General features: G+C 67.9%; 15 protein-coding genes. 9 read left to right on the top strand and 6 right to left on the bottom strand.

Annotated features, from left to right (window positions below; translation table 11 throughout):
• Nucleotides 1-36: 36 nt before the first annotated feature.
• Nucleotides 37-996, top strand: coding sequence for a S49 family peptidase (locus F790_RS0108710; protein ID WP_019590007.1), 960 nt, complete (start codon nt 37-39; stop codon nt 994-996).
• Between the two features lie 67 nt (nt 997-1,063).
• Here F790_RS0108710 and F790_RS0108705 read toward each other — a convergent pair whose 3' ends face one another.
• From F790_RS0108705 to F790_RS0108685, 5 genes are read right to left on the bottom strand one after another with little or no spacing between them, the layout of a single operon-like run.
• The gene (locus F790_RS0108705) at nt 1,064-1,759 is read right to left on the bottom strand and encodes a CsiV family protein (RefSeq protein WP_019590006.1); all 696 of its coding nucleotides are present in this window, start codon (nt 1,757-1,759) and stop codon (nt 1,064-1,066) included.
• Nucleotides 1,760-5,230, bottom strand: a complete 3,471-nt coding sequence (gene mfd, locus F790_RS0108700) for a transcription-repair coupling factor (RefSeq protein WP_019591417.1) — start codon at nt 5,228-5,230, stop codon at nt 1,760-1,762. It abuts the gene before it with no gap.
• Between the two features lie 51 nt (nt 5,231-5,281).
• Nucleotides 5,282-6,202 (bottom strand): carbon-nitrogen hydrolase, encoded by a 921-nt coding sequence (locus F790_RS0108695; protein WP_019590004.1) that lies wholly within the window; start codon nt 6,200-6,202, stop codon nt 5,282-5,284.
• The gene (locus tag F790_RS0108690) at nt 6,199-7,278 is read right to left on the bottom strand and encodes an agmatine/peptidylarginine deiminase (RefSeq protein ID WP_019590003.1); all 1,080 of its coding nucleotides are present in this window, start codon (nt 7,276-7,278) and stop codon (nt 6,199-6,201) included. Before F790_RS0108690 ends, F790_RS0108695 begins: the two co-directional genes overlap by 4 nt.
• Nucleotides 7,279-7,285: 7 nt before the next feature.
• On the bottom strand, nt 7,286-7,567 hold the full coding sequence (locus F790_RS0108685) for a hypothetical protein (protein WP_018869451.1): 282 nt from the start codon (nt 7,565-7,567) through the stop codon (nt 7,286-7,288).
• A 242-nt stretch (nt 7,568-7,809) separates the two neighbouring features.
• Here F790_RS0108685 and F790_RS0108680 point away from each other — a divergent pair, with 242 nt between their 5' ends.
• Nucleotides 7,810-9,060, top strand: coding sequence for a lipoprotein-releasing ABC transporter permease subunit (locus F790_RS0108680; RefSeq protein WP_019022089.1), 1,251 nt, complete (start codon nt 7,810-7,812; stop codon nt 9,058-9,060).
• Nucleotides 9,053-9,754 carry an ABC transporter ATP-binding protein gene (locus tag F790_RS0108675; RefSeq protein ID WP_019591416.1) on the top strand — a complete coding sequence of 234 codons (702 nt, stop codon included), beginning with the start codon at nt 9,053-9,055 and terminating at the stop codon, nt 9,752-9,754. The genes F790_RS0108680 and F790_RS0108675 overlap by 8 nt, the downstream gene beginning before the upstream one ends.
• A gap of 18 nt (nt 9,755-9,772) precedes the next feature.
• On the opposite strand, the gene F790_RS0108670 is transcribed toward F790_RS0108675, so the two are convergent.
• A complete protein-coding gene (locus F790_RS0108670) occupies nt 9,773-10,450 on the bottom strand; it encodes a DUF2062 domain-containing protein (protein WP_018869448.1) in 678 nt (225 codons plus the stop codon).
• Between the two features lie 95 nt (nt 10,451-10,545).
• On the opposite strand from F790_RS0108670, the gene F790_RS0108665 reads away from it, so the two are divergent.
• The 6 genes from F790_RS0108665 to pheA all read left to right on the top strand — a co-directional run bounded on the left by F790_RS0108665 (nt 10,546) and on the right by pheA (nt 20,276).
• Nucleotides 10,546-12,804, top strand: coding sequence for a ComEC/Rec2 family competence protein (locus F790_RS0108665; RefSeq protein ID WP_019591415.1), 2,259 nt, complete (start codon nt 10,546-10,548; stop codon nt 12,802-12,804).
• A gap of 312 nt (nt 12,805-13,116) precedes the next feature.
• Nucleotides 13,117-14,205 carry an S-methyl-5-thioribose-1-phosphate isomerase gene (gene mtnA, locus F790_RS0108660; protein WP_019569988.1) on the top strand — a complete coding sequence of 363 codons (1,089 nt, stop codon included), beginning with the start codon at nt 13,117-13,119 and terminating at the stop codon, nt 14,203-14,205.
• Between the two features lie 77 nt (nt 14,206-14,282).
• Nucleotides 14,283-16,931: a DNA gyrase subunit A gene (gene gyrA, locus F790_RS0108655; RefSeq protein WP_019591414.1), complete on the top strand. Its 2,649-nt coding sequence runs from the start codon at nt 14,283-14,285 to the stop codon at nt 16,929-16,931.
• Entirely contained in the window at nt 16,928-18,010 is a 1,083-nt protein-coding gene (gene serC / locus F790_RS0108650; protein ID WP_019591413.1) for a 3-phosphoserine/phosphohydroxythreonine transaminase, read from the top strand. The genes gyrA and serC overlap by 4 nt, the downstream gene beginning before the upstream one ends.
• Before the next feature lie 13 nt (nt 18,011-18,023).
• Complete coding sequence (locus F790_RS0108645) at nt 18,024-19,187, top strand: phosphoglycerate dehydrogenase (protein WP_019591412.1); 1,164 nt, start codon at nt 18,024-18,026, stop codon at nt 19,185-19,187.
• A 3-nt stretch (nt 19,188-19,190) separates the two neighbouring features.
• Nucleotides 19,191-20,276 (top strand): prephenate dehydratase, encoded by a 1,086-nt coding sequence (pheA, locus tag F790_RS0108640; protein ID WP_019591411.1) that lies wholly within the window; start codon nt 19,191-19,193, stop codon nt 20,274-20,276.
• Nucleotides 20,277-20,279: the final 3 nt, after the last annotated feature.

Genomic DNA, 20,279 nt, shown 5'->3' with positions numbered 1-20,279 from the left:
CGCGGATCAGTGTTTCCCTGGAAGAGGACGAACGAGATGGGATGGTCGAAAGACGACAAGCCGGGCTGGGAACGTGAAACCCTGGAGAACCTGGTCCAGGCGCAGGTCATCGAACAGCGCCGCGCGCGCCGCTGGGGCATCTTTTTCAAGATCCTGCTGTTCGCCTATCTGTTCGCCCTGCTGATCCTGGTGCGGGGCGACGGCTTCGACAGCTGGTTCGAAACCGACAGGAAACCCGGGGAACACGTGGCCGTGGTGGACGTGGACGGCATGATCGCGGCCTCGGCCCGCGCCAATGCGGAGGACCTTACCCGGACGCTCCAACGGGCGTTCGAGGATGACGGCACGCAGGCGGTGATGCTGCGCATCAACTCCGGTGGCGGCAGTCCGGTCCAGGCCGGGATCATCCACGACGAACTGCTGCGCCTGAAGGAGGAACACGAAGACATCCCCCTGTACGCGGTGATCGGCGACATCGGGGCTTCGGGCGCGTATTACATCGCGGTAGCGGCGGACGAGATCTACGCCGACCGCGCCAGCCTGGTGGGCTCCATCGGCGTGCGTCTGGACAGCTTTGGCGTGGTGGACCTGATCGACAACATCGGTGTCGAGCGCCGGCTGTTCACCGCGGGCGAGAACAAGGCCTTCCTCGACCCGTTCCTGCCGCTGGAGCCGGACCATGTGGATCACATGGAAGGCCTGATCACGGATGTCCATCAGCAGTTCATCGATGTGGTCCGTGCCGGACGCGGCGAACGTCTGGACGAGGACGCCGATATTTTCAACGGCCTCACCTGGACCGGCGAACGGTCCGTGGAGCTCGGGCTGACCGACGGTCTCGGCAATCCGCGCAGCGTGGCTCGCGACGTCATCGGTATCGAGGAGATGGTGGAATTCCGTCCGCGCCGCACGCCCATCCAGCTGTTCCTGGAGGACCTGGGCACGGTGGTGATGCAGCAGGTGCTGAATCTGGAATCCACGCCTCAGTGGCGATGAGCCGGTGAGCCGGAACCCGGCAGGGGCTGGGCCGCCCCGCGGACTCCATGTCCGGTGGGCGCGCGCCTCAGTCGCTGGTGTCGATGCGCGTGACGCGCGCGATCATGCCGACGACCGGGTGATCAAGATAGAACAGGTCGTCGCCCGAATTCATCCGCTGATGGCCCCGGACGGCAATGGCGCCATTGCCGGCGGTCGCGTCATGGAAGATCAGGTCGGTCTCCAGATGCAGGAAACGACCGACCCAGACCCGCAAACGGCCTTCGAGTTCGTGACGTTCCTCTGCCGGTTCCTGCAGGATCGGCGAGGCCGGACCGCGATCGTCGTACAGCGGCGTGCGGCGCTCGAGCGGGCGCCCCTCACGTACCGTCAGCCACGGCGTGGAGGCATGGTCCCGGCCGCGCTGGTCCCAGGCGAGGGTGGCTATCAGGCGGCTGTCGCGATCGTCCTCGATGCGCCGGACCACATGGCCAAGGTCGAAGCCCCGGCGCGAATGCCGGTAGGTCCCTTCGCCGATCGGGCCGGATCCCGGCGATGGCTGCAACGCGGCCCCCGTGGTTTCCAGTAACCGGCGGCCTTCTTCGGTCAGGTGCTGGAAGATCACCAGCTCGATGCGGTACTCACGCCCGACCTGCGCCAGCGCCGGGCCGGCGGGCGCCAGCCAGGGCAGGGCCACCAGCGTGCCCAGCAGCCGGCGCCGACCGGGGCTGTGCGGACCGGACCGGACGTCGGTCGTCGGGGACTCGCGATGTTTGCGTGACATTCAGGCCGCCTCCTGGTTGCGGCTGATGGTGTTCAACAGGCGGCGAACCGCCTCGGTTCGGGCTTCCAGCGTCTCCATGCTGCCATGGAAGTGGAAGGCCTTCTGTCCGTCCAGACGATACCCCTGCGGGTCCGACTGCACCAGTTCCACCAGGGCCCCGATGTCCAGATCGGGATCCGTTCCAAAGACCAGGCGACCGCCGGCCGGCCCCATCTCCAGCTTGCGGATGCCCAGCGGCGTCAGGCGCAAACGCAGGCGTGCCGCCGCGAACAGGGTGCGCGCCGGATCCGGCAGCAGGCCGAAGCGGTCGACCAGCTCCACTTCCAGATCACGCAGGGCGTCCTCGGAATCGGCGTTGCTGATCCGCTTGTACAGGATCAGCCGGGTATGCACGTCGGGGACGTATTCGTCCGGGAGCAGCGCCGGCATTCCCAGCTCGACCTCGGTCCCGGTTGGCTCGGGGGCCTCCAGCTCGGGCATCTTGCCGGAGCGCAGCGCGCTCACCGCGCGGTTGAGCAGGTCGTTGTACATGTTGAAGCCGACCTCGGTGATCTGCCCGCTCTGCTCGTCACCCAGCAGCTCGCCGGCACCGCGGATCTCCAGGTCGTGTGAAGCGAGGGTAAAGCCGACTCCCAGGTCTTCCAGCGAGGCGATCGCCTCGAGGCGCTTCTTCGCGTCCGCGCTGAGGCTCTTCCACGGCGGGGTCAGGAGATAGGCGTAGGCGCGGTGATGCGAGCGGCCGACGCGCCCGCGCAGCTGGTGCATCTGCGCCAGACCCAGCTTGTCGGCGCGGTTCATCACGATGGTGTTGGCAGTGGGCACGTCGATCCCGGTCTCGATGATGGTGGAGCAGACCAGGATGTTGTAGCGACGGTGATAGAAATCGAGCATCACCTGTTCCAGCTCGCTCTCGCGCATCTGGCCATGCGCCACGCCGACCCGCGCCCCGGGCAGCAGTTCACGCACCTGCGCGGCGGTCTTGTCGATGGTGTTGACCTCGTTGTGCACGAAGTACACCTGTCCGCCGCGCCGGATCTCGCGCAGGCAGGCCTCCTGGATGACCGCGTCGTTCCATTCGTTGACGAAGGTCTTCACCGCCAGACGCTCGCGCGGCGGGGTGGTGATGACCGACAGGTCACGCAGCCCGGCCAACGCCATGTTGAGCGTGCGCGGTATCGGGGTGGCGGTCATGGTCAGCATGTCCACCTGAGCGCGCAGCTTCTTCAGGGCCTCCTTGTGGCGCACGCCGAAGCGCTGCTCCTCATCGACGATCACCAGCCCGAGATTGTCGATCTTCAGGTCCTTCTGCAGCAGCTTGTGAGTGCCGATGACGATGTCGACCTTCCCTTCGCGCAGGCCCTCGAGCACGGTTTCCTGCTGTTTGGCCGAGCGGAACCGCGACAGCGATTCGATCTGCACCGGCCAGTCGGCGAAGCGGTCGATGAAGTTCTGGTGGTGCTGCTGCGCGAGCAGGGTAGTGGGCACCAGAACCACCACCTGCTTGTGGTTCTGCACCGCGACGAAGGCGGCGCGCATCGCCACTTCGGTCTTGCCGAAGCCCACGTCGCCGCAGATCACCCGGTCCATCGGCTGATCCGCGGCCATGTCGGACAGCACGGCATCGATCGCCTGCTGCTGGTCGAGGGTCTCCTCGAACGGGAAGCCGGCGGCGAAGGCGTGATATTCGGGGGTCTCGGTCTCGAACACCGTGCCCTGCGTTGCGGCCCGGCGGGCATGGATATCTAGCAGCTCCGCGGCCACGTCGCGGGCCTTCTCCGCGGCCTTGCGCCGGGCCTTGCTCCACTGCTCGCTGCCGAGGCGGTGCAGCGGAGCGTGTTCGGCATCGGCCCCGGCGTAACGGCTGATCAGATGCAGCGAGGAAACCGGCACGTACAGCCGCGCCCCATCGGCATACTCGAGGGTGAGGAATTCGGAGGGCTGGCCGTTGATCTCCATGGTCTGCAGGCCCAGATAACGGCCCACGCCCTGTTCCTCGTGCACCACCGGGGCGCCAATGGTCAGATCGGAGAGGTTCTGGATCACCGCCTCCGCGTCGCGGGTCGGGCGCGCCCGCCGCCGGGTCTGGCGTGCGCGCTCGCCCATCAGGGCGGATTCGGGGACGACGATGCGGTCATCCGGCAGCCGGAATCCTGCCGCCAGTGTACCGACGGTCACGTGCAGCCCCGGTTCGCTCGCGAGGAAGTCCTCCCAGCCAGCCACCGCATGATGGTCCAGGCCGTGATCCCGCAGCAGGGTCAGCAGGGCCTCGCGGCGTCCGGCGGACTCGGTGGTCACCAGCACACGCGGGCCTCCGGAGAGCACGTCCTGCAGCCGCCGCGCCGGGTCGTCGCGGGCGGGTTCCAGGGCCATGTCGGGGTGATCCTCGCACTGGAATCTCACCTCGCGCCCGCGCCCGGCGGGCAGGGGAGCGGGGTTGGCTCCCAGGGCGAGCCCGGACGTGTCCCCCAGTGCTCCGGCCAGCGCCTCGGGGTTGAGATACAGCTCGTCCGGAGGGAGCAGGGGCCGGTCCACCTGATGACGCAGCTGGTCATAGCGCTGGAAGACCTCGTCGGCGAACTGTCCGGCCGCGGTGGCGATGTCGCCCACCTGCACCACGCGGGCCTGCGGGCAGTAGTCGAACACCGTATCCAGCGCTTCGAAGAACAGCGGCAGATAGGATTCGATGCCCGGCGGCACAAGTCCTTCCGAGATGTCGCGATAGATCGGGTGGCTGCCGGGATCACCTTCGAAACGGGTGCGGTAGCGGCTACGAAATTCCCGGATCGCCTCTTCATGCAGCGGAAATTCGTGGCTGGGCAGGATCTCGAGGCGCTCGGTGGTCTCGGTGGAGCGCTGGGATTCCGGGTCGAAATGACGCAGCGAGTCGATCTCGTCGTCGAGGAACTCGATGCGCACGGGCTGCTCCGCGCCCATCGGGAACAGATCCAGGATCTCCCCGCGCACCGCGAATTCGCCGTGGCTGATCACCTGCTGTACCGGGTTGTAGCCCGCCTGAACCAGGTCCTCGCGCAGCTGCATGCGGTCGAGACGCTGACCCTTGTGCAGCGCGATGCCCTGTTCCGCCAGCCACTGGCGCGGGGGCAGGCGCTGCATCAGGGTGGCGACCGGCATCAGGATGATCCCGCGTTCGAGTCCGGGCAGGCGGTACAGGGTGCGCAGCCGCTCGGAGATGATGTCCTCGTGGGGCGAGAACACGTCGAACGGCAGGGTCTCCCAGTCGGGCAGGCGCAGCAGGGGGATGTCCTGCCCGGCGGTGAAGAACGACCACTCTTCCTCCCACTGGTCCGCGGCCTCGTTGGATTCCGTGATCACCAGCAGCGGGTGCGGGAAATCCGCGGCGGCCCGCGCCAGTGCCAGCGTGCTGGCGCTCGCTCCCAGGCCGGTCCAGGTCTCGAACCCGGAGCGGGGAAGGCGGCCGGGATTCAGGGGGTTGCGCAGTTCTTCGGACATGCGGTGTGAAGCTTCCGGAATGGCGGACGCGGCATTATACGGATTCCGCGCTTACGATTCCGGGTCGATGTAGCGCTTCAGGATGGGATCGTAGGCGTCGATGCGCCGGTCCCGCAGGAACGGCCACATGCGCCGGACAGTGTCCACACGGGCGATGTCCAGGGTAAACGCCAGGACCTCGGGCGCCTGCTCGCCGGCGCGGGCGAGAAATTCGCCCTGCGGGCCGGCCACAAAGCTGCTGCCCCAGAAATGGGCGCCGGCAGACGCGCCCGAAGGGTCGCGTTCGTGCCCGGTGCGATTGCACGCGACGAGCGGCAGACCGTTGGCCACCGCGTGCCCGCGCTGAACCGTGATCCAGGCCTCGCGCTGGCGTTCGCGTTCGTCCGGAGTATCCTCCGGATCCCAGCCAATGGCCGTGGGGTAGATCAGTACCTCGGCCCCGGACAGGGCCATGATCCGGGCCGCTTCGGGGTACCACTGGTCCCAGCAGACGAGCACGCCCAGCCGGCCGACGGAAGTATCGATCGGCCTGAAGCCGGTATCGCCGGGGGCGAAGTAGAACTTCTCGTAATAGCCCGGATCGTCGGGGATGTGCATCTTGCGGTACGTGCCCACCAGGCGCCCGTCGCTTTCCAGCACCACCGCGGTGTTGTGGTAGAGGCCGGGTGCGCGGCGCTCGAACAGCGACCCCACCAGCACCACGCCGTGGCGCCGGGCGATCTCGCCGAGGCGGCGGGTGGAGGGGCCGGGGATCGGCTCGGCGCGATCAAAGGTCGCGGCGTCCTCGGTCTGGCAGAAGTAGGGGCCGGTGTGCAGCTCGGCCAGCACGACCAGCCGTGCGCCACCGGCCGCGGCCTCCGCCACCGCGTCCTCGGTGGCCTGAAGGTTGGCGTCGACGCTGCCGGCATCACGGTGCTGGACCAGTGCGGCCGGCAGGGGCGCCCGGCGTTCGGGACGGGGGGCGGCGGTCATGCGCTGGCGGCTTCGTCTTCCTCCGGGATGCCGAGGGCGCCCCGCGGATAATGCATGGTCAGACAGTGCAGGCTGCCACCCTGACGCAGTACCGCACGGGCGTCCAGCAGCAGGATGTCCCGTCCGGGAAAGGCCTCGGCCAGACGCTCGCGGGCCACGGCATCGGCCGGATCATCGTGCGCCGGCACCAGCACCGCGCCGTTGAGCAGAACGAAATTGGCGTAGGTGGCCGGCAGGCGCCGGCCGGCATGCTCCAGAGGCCGCGGCCAGGGCAGGGGGATCAGGTGGTAGGGCTCGCCCGAGGCCTGATGCAGTGCCTCGAGTTGTCGCTCCATCGCCGCCAGTTCCGCGTAGTGCGGGTCTTCGGGGTCGTCGCAGTGCTGGTAAGCGATGGTGTCCGGGGCGCAGAAGCGCGCCAGGGTGTCGATGTGGCCATCGGTGTCATCGCCTTCCAGATGGCCGTGCTCCAGCCAGAGGATCCGCCGGGCGCCCAGGTGCTGGCGCAACGCGGCCTCGATGGTTGCATCGTCGAGCTCCGGATTGCGACCGGCGTGGCGCAGGCAGGAGCGGGTCACCAGCAGGGTGCCCTGACCGTCACTCTCGATGCTGCCCCCCTCCAGCACCAGGGGGACATCTTCCACCGGGCTGGTGCCGAAGACCCCCTGCGCGGCGAGCGCGGCGGTGATCGCATCGTCCCGGTCGGCCGGATATTTGCCGCCCCAGCCATTGAAGGTGAAGTCCAGCAGATGTGGCCGGCCCTGGTGATACACCGTGATCGGGCCGTGATCGCGCGCCCAGGTGTCGTTGGAATCGGCGAGCGCGAACCACAGACGGTCGCTGCGGATACCGGCTTCCACCAGCAGCCCGGAAAACGACTCGATATGTTCGGGATCGCGGGCCACGATCAGGACCGGTTCGTACTGGCTGATGGTGGCCGCAAGTCGGGCGAACACCGGCTCGACCTCCTCCAGGCTGTCGGCCCAGTCGCTGTCCGCATGCGGCCAGGTCAGCTGAATACCCGCATGCGGCTCCCATTCCGCCGGCAGCCGGCGGATATTTTCGTGTCCGGTTTCCAAGGCGGCGTCAGTCGTCGTTGCCGTGCACGATGGTGTGGATCACCCAGCGATCCTCGAACACCACCGAAAAACTGTCGTAGTCCCAGCGGGTGATCGGTGGCTCGCCCACGGTCGGGTGCCGGGTTGCCGGCTCGCCGTAACGGCCGCGTACCGTTTCCTTGGTCTGCCCGCGAGTTGGCACGCTCTCGCGTTCCTTGATGGTGAACGAACCGTCCTCGAGCCGCAGGATGTCGGCCTGGGCGGTTCCGGCAAGCCCCGCGCCGCCGGCGAGAAGGAGGGCGACAAGCACTCCGGACGCACGGTGGATCGGGGATCGGGAGGCAACGCGTTTCCCTGGCATGGCCATGTCTCCGTCTGGATGTGGGTCCCGGGGTCGGACCGGGCTGGCTCGCACTTATAGTAGGGGAATACGGGATTTTGTGCATCCGCGCCTTGCCCCGGAAAACCCGGGGTGCCCTGCGCGAGCGTGTACATCGATCATTGTTTCCTCGGGGGATGGGCGGACGTTCGCAGTTCTGGCATTCTTGCCGAATGTTCCGACCCCTGTCCGTTGCGATCGGCCTGCGCTACACGCGCGCCAAACGTCGCAATCACTTTATTTCGTTCATCTCCGTGGTCTCGATCCTTGGCCTGATCCTGGGCGTGATGGCGCTGATCACGGTGCTGTCGGTGATGAACGGCTTCGAGAAGGAGCTGCGCGAGCGGATCCTCGGCATGGCGTCGCACGCCACACTGGAGGAGAGCCGACGGGCCCTGGCGGACTGGGAAAGCGTGAAGGAGCGCGTGCTCGCCGCCGACGAACGCGTGCAGGCCGCGGCCCCCTACGTCCAGCGCGAGGCCATGCTGAGTGCACGCAACCGGATTTCCGGCGGCATGATCCGGGGTGTGGATCCGGCACTGGAGCTGGAAGTGGCGCCGATCGGCGAGCACATGGAGGAGGGGGCGCTGGAACAGCTCGAAGGCGGCGCCTACCGCATCATCCTGGGCCGCGAGCTGGCCGCGGAACTGCAGGTGCGGGTGGGTGAATCGCTGATTCTGATGGCCCCGCAGGCGAGCGTGTCTCCCGCCGGGGTGATGCCGCGCATGCGGCGCTTCGAGGTGGTCGGGCTGTTCGAGGTCGGCATGTATGAATACGACCGGGGTACGGCCTTCATCCATCTGGACGACGCCCGCGCGGTGTTCCGCACCGGCGAGGATGTCTCCGGGCTGCGCCTGCGCGTGGACGACATGATGCAGGCGGGCCGGATCGCTCAGGACCTGACGCGCGAACTCAACGGCGCCTATTTCATCTCCGACTGGACCCGGCAGCATGCGAATCTGTTCCGGGCGATCCAGATCGAGAAGATGGTGATGTTCATCATCCTGTCGCTGATCGTCGCCGTGGCGGCCTTCAACATCGTTTCCACGCTGATCATGCTGGTCACCGACAAACAGGGCGATATCGCGATCCTGCGCACCCTCGGGATGCCACCCTCCGGCATCATGGCGGTATTCGTGGTTCAGGGGATGGTGATCGGTCTGTTCGGGATCCTTCTGGGGACGGCGGCGGGTGTTGCGCTGGCGCTCAACATCGACGTGGTCGTGCCGTTCATCGAACAGGTGACCGGGGTCGAATTCCTGTCCGCCGATGTCTATTACATCAGCGATCTGCCATCGGAACTGGATCCCGCGGATGTGCTGCGCGTGGGCGGGGTGGCGTTCCTGCTGACCGTGCTGGCGACCCTGTTCCCGGCCTGGCGTGCGGCACGGACTCAGCCGGCGGAGGCGCTGCGCCATGACTGAACACGACGTGCATGCAGCGGTGCTGGAGGCGCGGGGTCTGGAACGCCGCTTTCGCGACGGCAAGCTGGACGTGACCGTGCTCGGCGGGGTGGATTTCACCCTGGAGCCCGGCGCGCTGGTGGCAATCATCGGCGCCTCCGGCAGTGGCAAGAGCACGCTCCTGCATCTGCTCGGCGGCCTGGACCGTCCGACCGCCGGCGAAGTCCGGCTGCTGGGCACGCCCTGGTCCGGGATGAGCGAGGCCCGTCGCGGGCGCCTGCGCAACCGCCATCTGGGCTTCGTGTACCAGTTCCACCATCTCCTGCCCGAGCTGACGGCGGCGGAAAATGTCGCCATGCCGCTGCTGATCCGCCGGACCTCGGGGCCGCAGGCACGTCGCGAGGCGTTGCACTGGCTGGAACAGGTGGATCTGGGTGATCGTGCGGAGCACAAGCCCGCGGAGCTTTCCGGTGGCGAGCGGCAGCGCGTCGCCATTGCCCGGGCGCTGGTGACACGACCCTCGGCGATCCTCGCGGACGAGCCCACCGGCAATCTCGACCAGGAACGGGCACAGCACGTGTTCGCGCTGCTGCGGGAAATGAACCGCGCCACGGGCACGGCGCTGGCTCTGGTGACCCACGACACCACGCTGGCCGCGCAGATGGACCGTTCGGTTCACCTGGTCAAGGGACACCTGCAGGGCAACGGCGACTGAGCACGGCGGTACGCCGGGTCAATGCGGGCGCGAATGGTCGTCGCCGTCGGAACGAGTGCCGGAAGCCCGGGAGTCCGCTTCCGGTTCGGCGGCCTTCGTCTCGCGTGATTCCCGCGGGGCTTCCGGATCCACCGGGGTGCGGGAGAAGACCTCGCGCAGCTCGGCCTCGCGCTCGCGCCGCTGGCGTGCGAGATAGCGCCGATGGCGCACGCGCTGGATCACGTTCAGGCGCCAGAGACCTCGCACCAGCAGATAGCCGGCCAGGCCTGCCACCGCGCCCAGTACCAGTGAACCGGTCGTCAACGGCTTCCATACCGTCAGCATCTCGGTGGCGAACCATTCCCAGGTGATCTCGGTGCTGAATTCGCGCCGTTCTTCGCCCAGGAGCTTGCGGCCCACGGTATAGGCCGTATACAACATTGGGGGCATGGTCACCGGGTTGGAAATCCACACCAGGATGACCGAGATGGGCAGGTTGACCCGGGCCAGAATGGCGATCGCCCCCGCGATCAGCATCTGCATCGGTAGTGGCAGGAAGGCCACGAACAGCCCCACGGCAAAAGCACCGGCCACGGAGCGGCGGTTGAGATGCCACAGATCCGGCGAGCGCAGGCGTGGCCCCAGCGGGGCCAGCGCACGGTGTCCCCGCAGGCGATCCATGCCGGGGAACAGCTTCTTGATGATGTGTCGGGCCATGGTCTCGGGTTCGACTCCTGCCGGCCTTGCGCGTCACCGCCTGGGGCAGGTGGACCCTACCCCGTGGATGCCCCGCGGACAATGCCGGGGCGGACATGATTCCCTTCGCCGCGGGTTTTGTGGCCGTTCTGTGGCTGGTGCACCAGCTGCCGGCCCTGCCGCCACCGTGGATCTTCGTGGCGCTCGCCACCACTCTGGTCACTTCCATGATAACGCGCCGTCCGGTGGCACTGTCCGCGGTCCTGGCGGGGAGCCTCGCGGGGCTGCTGCTGGGAACCGTTCATGCCACGACCTGGCTGGACCGGGTGGTGACGCAGGTCGAACCGGAGTCCACGCTGAGTGGCCGGGTCGTGGACCTGCCGCGCCACGGCGAACGCAGCTCGCGATTCCATCTGGCGACGCATGGCGACCCACCGCGCCGGCTGGAGGTCTCGGTCTACCCCCCGCGGGCGGATGTCGGGGCCGGGGACGTGCTGCGCCTGAAGGGGCGCCTCTATCCACCGCAGGGTCGTGCCAATCGTGCCGGCTTCGACCGTGAGGCGTGGTTCTATCGCGCAGGCCTCCATGGTCGCCTGAACGTCTCGGCCGCTGACCTGCGTCACGCGGCCGATGACACGGCCCCGGCGGGCCTGCGCGGAGCCCTGCACCGACAGCGCGCCACGCTCCGGGACCGCCTGCAGGCCGCCGCTCCGGAACTGCGCCACCCGGGACTGGTGCAGGCGCTGGTGATCGGCGAGCGCAGCGGCATGACGGATGCCGAATGGACCGCCTTCCTGCAGACCGGCACCAATCACCTGATGGCGATCTCGGGGTTGCACGTGGGCCTGGTGGCGGGGTTCTCAGCCCTGCTGGCCACGCTGCTCTGGCGTCATGTGGCCGGCGTACGGGAACGCTGGCCCCGCCGCGTGCTGGCGGCCACCGCGGCGGCCCTGGCCGCGCTGGGATATGCGGCGCTGGCGGGTTTCAGCATCCCTACCCAGCGCGCTCTGCTGATGCTGCTGGCGGTGCTGGCCGCGTTGCTGCTGGGGCGGGGCGGAGCCCCGTGGCGGGCGCTGGTGCTGGCAGCGCTCATCATCCTGATCCGTGACCCGCCCGGCGTACTGGCGCCGGGCTTCTGGTTCTCGTTTGGTGCCGTGGCGGTGATCCTCGGCCTGCTTCAGGGGCGCCGCGCTCGCCCCGGGCTGCGCGAAGCCATGGCGATCCAGGTGCTGCTGGCGCTCGCCATGCTGCCGCTGGCGCTGGCATGGTTCCAGCTGGGATCGTGGATCGCGCCGCTGGCCAACATCGTGGCCGTCCCGTTGATCTCCTTTGTGGTGCTCCCGGCACTGCTGACAGGGGCCGGACTGGCCATGCTGTGGCCGCCCCTGGGCGGCCCGCCGTTGTGGCTCGGCGATGCGGTTCTGGGGCTGCTGGTCACGCTGCTGCAGGCCCTGGCCGACCTGCCGGCCGCGGTGGCCGAACGGGGCGTTCCGCTGGCGGCGGCCCTGCTCGCCGGCCTGGCGGTAATTCTTCTGCTCCTGCCCGGACGTCGCCGGATGGCCCCCTGGGTGCTGCTGGCGGTCCTGCCGCTGGGCTTGCCCCTGCGCCCGGACCTGTCCCACGGCGAGCTGCGGGCGGAATTGCTGGATACCGGGCACGAGGCAGTGGTGTTGCTGGAGACCCGCAACCACGTGGTGGTCTACGGGCCGGGGCGTGCCCGCGACGTGGAATCGGCCTTGCTGCCTGCGCTGCGGGCACGCCAGCGACCCCGGGTCGACCGGGTCATCGTGGCCGACGGGCTGCTTGACGACAGCGGGTCGCGCGCCGCCGCACTGCAGGCCCTGACCGCGGCCGTGGAGGTCGAGCGGGTGCTGCACCGTGACGAGCGACACCCCCGACGGATCGGCGAGTCCGGTCCGGTCTATCGGGCCTGCCGGGCCGGGCAGCAGTGGCAACGGGACGGGGTAGTGTTTCGCGTCCTGCATCCACCACGCGGCTGGGATGCCTCGCGCGCCGCCAGTTGCGTGCTGCGCATCGAGAGCGCCGGTGGCGCATTGCTGCTGACCGGCGGGCTGCGCGGACTCGGTGCGGCGGTGCTGGGCCACGAAACGCCCGACGAGGACCTGCAGGCACGCCTGCTGGTGACCGCCGAACCCGCGATGGCCGTCGACGGTGAAGAGGGGCTGGCCGGGGTGCGGGCACCCACCCGCTGGCTAGCGGGCACGATGCCCGACGGTCCCGAGAGGCCGGGCCCCGTCGACCTGCGTGCCACGGCCACGGACGGGGCCCTGCGCCTGCGGGCCGGAACCGCCTGGGAGGCGGGCGCGGGCTGGCGGAACGAACGTCGCCGGTTCTGGCAACGGCCGCACCCCTGAACGACCGAGGCAATCCATGTCACTCCAAGCCAGGGAAACCCTGATCAATGTACACGCTCGCGTTGGCACCCCGGGTTTTCCGAGACAAGGCGTGGCGCGCAGCCGGTAGTGGTTCTACCGGCAAGTGCCGCAACGCAGGATCGGGGAACCCGGGGTGCCAACCCCGAAGGGGCTCGGCCGCTTTTGAGCGCGCACGGCGTTGCGGCTCCCTTGTGCAGAATGACTGCACGGCGGTCACCGCGCCTTGTTCGCACGCAAAAGCGACTCGAGCGCGAGTGTGTACATTGATCAGAGTTTCCCTAGACTGGGCGGATGAATGATTTTGCTTCCGATACGATTCGCCCCGTCCGCTTTGCCGACGACCGTCTTTGGCTGCTGGATCAGCGCCGTCTGCCCGCGGAGGAAACCTTCCTGGCTCTGGATGATGCCCCGGCGGTGGCGGACGCGATCCGCGAGATGGTGGTGCGCGGGGCACCGGCGATCGGCATCACCGCGGCGTTCGGGGTGGTGCTGGCCTGTCATCGGGCGCTGCAGGCCTCGGACTGGCGCGAGCGCGTGGGCGCCGACATCGCGACCCTGCGGGGGGCACGACCCACCGCCGTGAACCTGTTCTGGGCGCTGGACCGGATGCAGGCGGTGGTCGCGGCCGCCGGAAGCGCCCGGGCCGCGCTGACCGCGACGCGCGAGGAAGCCATGGCGATGCTGGAAGCCGACATCGCCGGCAATCGCGAGCTCGGCGCCCATGGCGCCGCGCTGATCGAACCGGGCCGCGCCGTGCTGACCCATTGCAACACCGGCTCCCTGGCGACCGGGGGCTACGGGACCGCGCTGGGAGTGATTCGCGCCGCCTGGGACCAGGGGCGCATCACCGGGGTCTACGCCGACGAGACCCGTCCCTGGATGCAGGGCAGCCGGCTTACGGCCTGGGAGCTGGTGCATGACGGGATTCCGGTGACCCTGCTGTGCGAAGGCGCCGCGGCGCGGCTGCTGCAGAGCGGCGAGGTCGGCTGCGTGGTGGTGGGCGCGGATCGCATTGCGGCCAATGGCGACACCGCCAACAAGATCGGTACGTACGGGCTGGCATTGCTGGCGCGAGCGCACGGCGTGCGTTTCATGGTCGCCGCTCCGGTCGCCACCATCGATTATGCAACCCCCGCCGGCGATGCCATCCCGATCGAACAGCGCGATGCCGGTGAAGTACTGACGCTCGCGGGCCAGCCCCTGGCAGCCGCCGGGGCCGCCGCCTACAACCCGGCATTCGATGTCACTCCCGCCGGGCTGATCGACGCCATCGTGACCGAGCGGGGAGTGGTCGAGAACCCCGACGCCGAACGCCTGGCGGCATGGCGGCCGGACCCCGGAGATACCCCCGAACCGCGAGGCGTTCACGAGGGAACCTGACCGCCCCGGCAGGGCGCCTCCGGCGGGGGAATATGGTATGATCGCGGGCTTGTTCTAACGGACGGCGTGACCCATCAATGGCTGAATTCGCCAAGGAAATCTTCCCGGTCAATCTCGAAGACGAGATGCAGCAGTCCTACCTCGATTACGCGATGAGCGTGATCGTGGGACGCGCACTCCCCGACGTGCGCGACGGCCTCAAGCCCGTCCATCGTCGTGTGCTCTACGCCATGCGCGAACTGGGCAACGACTGGAACAAGCCGTACAAGAAATCGGCCCGCGTGGTCGGTGACGTGATCGGTAAATACCACCCGCACGGCGACTCGGCCGTCTACGACGCCATCGTCCGCATGGCGCAGTCGTTCTCGATGCGCTACATGCTGGCCGACGGACAGGGCAACTTCGGCTCGATCGACGGCGATTCGCCGGCCGCGATGCGCTATACCGAAGTGCGCATGGCGCGCATCGCCACCGAGCTGCTGGCCGACATCGACAAGGAAACGGTCGATTTCGTCGACAACTACGACGGTTCCGAACAGGAGCCCTCGGTCCTGCCCGCGAAGTTCCCCAACCTGCTGGTGAACGGCTCCTCCGGGATCGCCGTGGGCATGGCGACCAACATCCCGCCGCACAACCTGCGCGAGGTCATCCATGCCTGCGTGGCGCTGATCGACCACCCCGAGATCGATGTCGACGGCCTGATGGAATACCTGCCGGGCCCGGATTTCCCCACCGCCGGGATCATCAACGGCGTCGAGGGGATCCGCGAGGCCTACCGCACCGGGCGCGGTCGGGCGGTGATCCGTGCGCGTTCGCACGTGGAGCCGCTGGAAGGCGGGCAGCGCGAGGCCATCGTGGTCACCGAGCTGCCGTACCAGGTGAACAAGGCGCGCCTGACCGAGAAGATCGCCGAGCTGGTCAAGGAAAAGCGCATCGAGGGCATCTCCGAGCTGCGCGACGAGTCCGACAAGGACGGCATGCGCCTGGTCATCGAGCTCAAACGCGGCGAGATGAGCGAGGTGGTGCTCAACCACCTGTACATGCACACCCAGATGCAGAACGTCTTCGGCATCAACCTGGTGGCGCTGGTCGACGGCCAGCCGAAGGTCCTGGACCTGCGGCAGATCCTCGAGGCGTTCCTGCGCCACCGCCGCGAGGTGGTGACCCGCCGCACCATCTACGACCTGCGCAAGGCACGGGAACGGGCCCATGTTCTGGAAGGGCTGGCGATCGCGCTGGCCAACATCGATCCGGTAATCGAACTGATCCGCAACGCGCCCAATCCGGCCGAAGCGAAAGCCGGCCTGCTGGCGCGCAGCTGGCCGCCGGGCATGGTGGAAGGGATGCTCGACCGCGCCGGGGCCGCGGCCTCGCGCCCGGAAGACCTGCAAGCCGAATTCGGCATGGGCGAGGACGGCTACCGCCTGTCCGAGACCCAGGCCCAGGCGATCCTCGACCTGCGCCTGCACCGCCTGACCGGGCTGGAACAGGACAAGATCGTCGACGAATATCGCCAGCTGCTGGATACCATCGAGGACCTGCTGGACATTCTCGGCTCGCCCGAACGCCTGCAGCAGGAGATCCGGGGCGAGCTGCTGGGCGTGGCCGAGCGCTTCGGCGACGAGCGCATGAGCGAGATCCGCGAGCAGCAGGCCAACCTGACGCTGGAGGATCTGATCGGCGAGGAGGACGTGGTCGTCACGCTGTCGCACGCCGGTTACGTGAAGTACCAGCCGGTGGCGGACTACCGCGCGCAGCGCCGCGGCGGCCGCGGCAAGGCGGCGGCCAGCTTCAAGGAAGAGGACTTCATCGACCGCCTGCTGGTGGCCAACACCCACGATACGGTGCTGTGTTTCTCCAGCCGCGGCCGGGTGTACTGGCTGAAAGTCTACGAGCTGCCACAGGGCTCGCGCGCATCCAGGGGCAAGCCCATCGTCAATCTGTTGCCTCTCGAATCCGACGAACGCATCAATGCGATCCTCCCGGTGCGGAGCTACGATCCGGATCTTTACGTGTTCATGGTCACCGCCCAGGGCACGGTCAAGAAGACCCCGCTGACGGACTTCTCGCGACGGCGCGCCAGCGGCATCATCGCCGTGGATCTGCGCGAGGGCGACCACCTGGTGGACGTATCGCTGACCGACGGCAGCCAGGACGTGATGCTGGTGACCACCGCGGGCAAGGCGGTGCGCTTCTCCGAGACCGACGTGCGCGCCATGGGTCGCACGGCCTGCGGGGTGCGTGGCGTGCGCATGGACGACGACCAGCGGGTGATCGCGCTGCTGAACGTGGACGAAGGAGCGGCGCTGTTTGCCACCGAGAACGGCTACGGGAAGCGCACCCGCTTCGACGAGTTCCCGGTCCACCGGCGCGGCGGCCAGGGCGTGATCGCGATCCAGACCGAAGGGCGCAACGGCGCCCTGGTGGGAGCCGCCCGGGTGCAGGAAGACGACGAGGCGATGCTGATCACCAATGGCGGAACGCTGGTGCGCATGCCGGTGGAAGAGATTCCGCTGATTGGCCGCAACACCCAGGGCGTACGCCTGATCCGTCTGGATTCCGGCGAACAGCTGGTGGAACTGGCACGGGTGGCGCGCTTCGCCGGCGACGAGGACGATACTGACGCGGAAGCCGACGCGGAGAATCAACAGTCGGCCGCCCCGGAAACGCACGAGGACGAGCCGCAGGGCGGCCGCGAACCCAGCGAAAAGGGAGATGAAGAATGAGCCGAATCTGGAACTTCAGCGCCGGTCCCGCGGCCCTGCCGCAGGCGGTGCTGGAACGGGCACGCGACGAGATGCTGGACTTCCACGGTGCCGGGATGTCCGTGATGGAGATGAGTCATCGCGGCAAACCCTTCATGGAAGTCGCTGAAAAGGCGGAAGCCGATCTGCGCAAGCTGATGGGCATCCCCGACGACTACGCGGTGCTGTTCCTGCAGGGCGGGGCCACCGGCCAGTTCTCCGCGATCCCGATGAACCTGCAGACCGGCGGCCAGCCGATGGACTACATCGACACCGGCGCCTGGTCGGGCAAGGCCATCAAGGAAGCGCAGAAGGTCGGTCCGGTGAACATCGTCGCCAGTTCCCAGGCCGAGGGCTATGCGTCCATCCCCGAGCGTTCGACCTGGAAGCTCGATCCGAACGCCGCCTACGTGCACTACACGCCGAACGAGACCATCGGCGGCGTGGAATTCCACGAGGTCCCCGATGTGGGTGACAAGCCGCTGGTCGCGGACATGTCCTCCACTATCCTGTCGCGTCCGATCGATGTCTCGAAGTTCGGCGTGATCTACGCCGGCGCCCAGAAGAACATCGGTCCGGCCGGCGTGACCGTGGTGATCGTGCGCAAGGACCTGCTGGAACGCGAGAAGGGCCAGGTACCCGCCGTCCTGGACTGGAAGCTGCAGGCCGACAACGACTCGATGTACAACACCCCGCCGACCTTCGGCTGGTATTTCGCCGGCCTGGTCTTCGAATGGCTGCTGGAGCAGGGCGGGCTGGAAAAGATGGCCGAGATCAACCAGCGCAAGGCAGAGAAGCTCTATCGTTTCATCGACAACTCGGCGTTCTATCGCAACCCGGTGGAACCGAGTGCGCGTTCGTGGATGAACGTGCCGTTCATCCTCGCCGACGACAGCCTCGACGGTCCGTTCCTGAAGGAAGCCGACGCGGCCGGTCTGTCCTCGCTGAAGGGCCACCGCTCGGTGGGCGGCATGCGCGCGAGCATCTACAACGCAGTGCCTGAAGAGGCCGTCGACGCCCTGATCGAATTCATGGCGGATTTCGAGGAACGCCACGCCTGAAAAGGAGGTCGTGATGTACCGCGTCAAGACCTACAACAACATTGCGCTGCGGGGGCTGGAACGCTTCCCGCGCGAAAGCTACGAAGTCGCCTCCGGTCTGGAAGACCCGGATGCGATCATGCTGCGTTCGCATGACCTGCACGGGGAGACCATCCCGGATTCGGTGCTGGCCGTGGGGCGCGCCGGCAGCGGGGTGAACAACATCCCGGTGCAGGATCTCACCGAGCGCGGGGTTGCGGTTTTCAACGCCCCCGGGGCCAACGCCAACGCGGTCAAGGAGCTGGTGATCGCGGGGCTGCTGCTGGGGGCACGCAACCTGGTCCCCGCGGCGGGTTACGTGCAGTCCCTGGATCCCGATGACTCGAGCTTCACCGAGGCGGTGGAGCAGGGCAAGAAACGCTTCAGTGGCTTCGAACTGCCCGGGCGACGGCTGGCCGTCCTCGGGCTGGGCGCGATCGGGGTGAAGGTCGCCAACGCGGCCCGCTCCATGGGGATGGAGGTGGTCGGCTTCGACCCCAAGATCACCGTGGAGAGCGCCTGGCAGATGGCATCGGACATCGAGCGCGCGCGTTCGGTGGATGCGGCGCTGGAAGGGGCGGATGCGGTCACGGTGCACGTGCCTCTGACCGAAAACACGCAGAACCTGGTCAATGCCGAACGCATCCGTTCGATGAACCCCGGTGCGATGGTTCTGAACATGGCCCGCGACGGGATTGTGGATGATGCCGCGGCCGGCGCGGCCCTCAACGAGGGCCACCTGCACGCCTACGTGACCGACTTCCCGGTCCCCGGGCTGCTGGATCACCCGCGGGTGATCACGCTGCCGCACCTGGGCGCGTCGACCACCGAGTCGGAAGAGAACTGCGCGGTGATGATCGCCGATCAGCTGCGTGACTATCTCGAAAACGGTAACGTCGTCAATTCGGTGAACCTGCCGACCCTGGTGCTGGAGCGCAAGGGACAGGCGCGCATCGCGGTGGTTAACCGCAACCTGCCGGACCGTGTGGCGCAGATCTCGCATGTCATCGGTGAATCCGACATCAATATCCTGCATCTGATGAATGACTCGCGCGGGGACATCGCCTACACCATGCTGGACGTGGACGGACATCCCAGTCCGAGCACGCTGGATGCGCTATATGGCATCGACGGTGTACTGCGGGCGCGGGTGCTCTAGGTCGTGAGCGAAGGGGAGTCCCTCGCGTCGCTGCGCGCGCGGATCGATGCGATCGACGGCGAGTTGCTGGCCCTGCTCAGCGAGCGGGCCCGCTGCGCGGAATCGGTCGCGCGGGTCAAGCGCGACAACGGCGAGGAGCCGGTGTTCTACCGGCCGGAACGCGAAGCCGAGATCCTGCGTCGGGTGCGGGAGGAAAATCCGGGGCCGCTGGCGGATGACGTGATCGTCCGGCTGTTCCGGGAGATCATGTCCGAATGTCTGGCCCTGGAGCACCCACTCACGGTGGCTTATCTGGGGCCGGAGGGGACCTTCACCCACCTGGCCGCGCGCAAGCATTTCGGCCATGCGGTCACGACCACGCCGCTGGCGTCCATCGACGCCGTGTTCGGCGCGGTGGAAACCGGGCGGGCGCAGTTCGGCGTGGTTCCGATCGAGAACAGCTCCGAGGGCGTGGTCACGCATACGGTGGACTGCTTCATGGACTCGTCGCTGCAGATCTGCGGCGAGGTCGTGACGCCGATCCACCATCACCTGCTGTCGCAGAGTGCCGATCTCGGCGAGGTCCGCCAGGTCCTGGCCCACGCCCAGGCCCTGGCGCAGTGCCGTGAGTGGCTGGATACCTGGCTGCCACACGCCGAGCGTCATGCGGTGGCCAGCAACGCCCGCGCGGCGGAACTGGCGGCCGGGGATGGGTCCGCGGCGGCGATTGCGTCGCGCGTGGCGGCGGAGCACTACGGGGTTCCGGTGCAGGTGGAGCACGTGGAGGACCGCGCCGACAACACCACCCGGTTCCTCATCATCGGCACGGCCACCACCCGTCCCAGCGGCGCGGACCGTACGTCGATCATGCTGAGCACGGCCAACCGGCCGGGCTCGCTGTATGCGTTGCTGAAGCCGATCGCCGAGGCCGGCATCAGCCTCACGCGCATCGAATCCCGTCCCTCGCGCTGTGCGCAGTGGACCTACGTGTTCTTCCTCGACCTGCTGGGACACCGGGAGGACCCGGAAATCGCCGGGTGCCTGGAACAGCTGAGGGAGACCGCCGACACGGTGAAGATCCTGGGCAGCTACCCCCGGGCCGCAACCTGAGAG

The organism is Thioalkalivibrio sp. ALE20, from assembly GCF_000381405.1.
Classification (GTDB): domain Bacteria; phylum Pseudomonadota; class Gammaproteobacteria; order Ectothiorhodospirales; family Ectothiorhodospiraceae; genus Thioalkalivibrio.
Note: the sequence above shows the minus strand (reverse complement) of the source record. Positions and strands in the feature narration are given on the sequence as shown.

Excerpts from the sequence above, each read along its gene's own strand:
- F790_RS0108710 (WP_019590007.1), top strand. The coding sequence starts at position 37 with ATGGGATGGTCGAAAGACGACAAGCCGGGCTGGGAACGTGAAACCCTG.
- F790_RS0108705 (WP_019590006.1), bottom strand. The coding sequence starts at position 1,759 with ATGTCACGCAAACATCGCGAGTCCCCGACGACCGACGTCCGGTCCGGT.
- mfd (WP_019591417.1), bottom strand. The coding sequence starts at position 5,230 with ATGTCCGAAGAACTGCGCAACCCCCTGAATCCCGGCCGCCTTCCCCGC.
- F790_RS0108695 (WP_019590004.1), bottom strand. The coding sequence starts at position 6,202 with ATGACCGCCGCCCCCCGTCCCGAACGCCGGGCGCCCCTGCCGGCCGCA.
- F790_RS0108680 (WP_019022089.1), top strand. The coding sequence starts at position 7,810 with ATGTTCCGACCCCTGTCCGTTGCGATCGGCCTGCGCTACACGCGCGCC.
- F790_RS0108675 (WP_019591416.1), top strand. The coding sequence starts at position 9,053 with ATGACTGAACACGACGTGCATGCAGCGGTGCTGGAGGCGCGGGGTCTG.
- F790_RS0108670 (WP_018869448.1), bottom strand. The coding sequence starts at position 10,450 with ATGGCCCGACACATCATCAAGAAGCTGTTCCCCGGCATGGATCGCCTG.
- F790_RS0108665 (WP_019591415.1), top strand. The coding sequence starts at position 10,546 with ATGATTCCCTTCGCCGCGGGTTTTGTGGCCGTTCTGTGGCTGGTGCAC.
- mtnA (WP_019569988.1), top strand. The coding sequence starts at position 13,117 with ATGAATGATTTTGCTTCCGATACGATTCGCCCCGTCCGCTTTGCCGAC.
- gyrA (WP_019591414.1), top strand. The coding sequence starts at position 14,283 with ATGGCTGAATTCGCCAAGGAAATCTTCCCGGTCAATCTCGAAGACGAG.
- serC (WP_019591413.1), top strand. The coding sequence starts at position 16,928 with ATGAGCCGAATCTGGAACTTCAGCGCCGGTCCCGCGGCCCTGCCGCAG.
- F790_RS0108645 (WP_019591412.1), top strand. The coding sequence starts at position 18,024 with ATGTACCGCGTCAAGACCTACAACAACATTGCGCTGCGGGGGCTGGAA.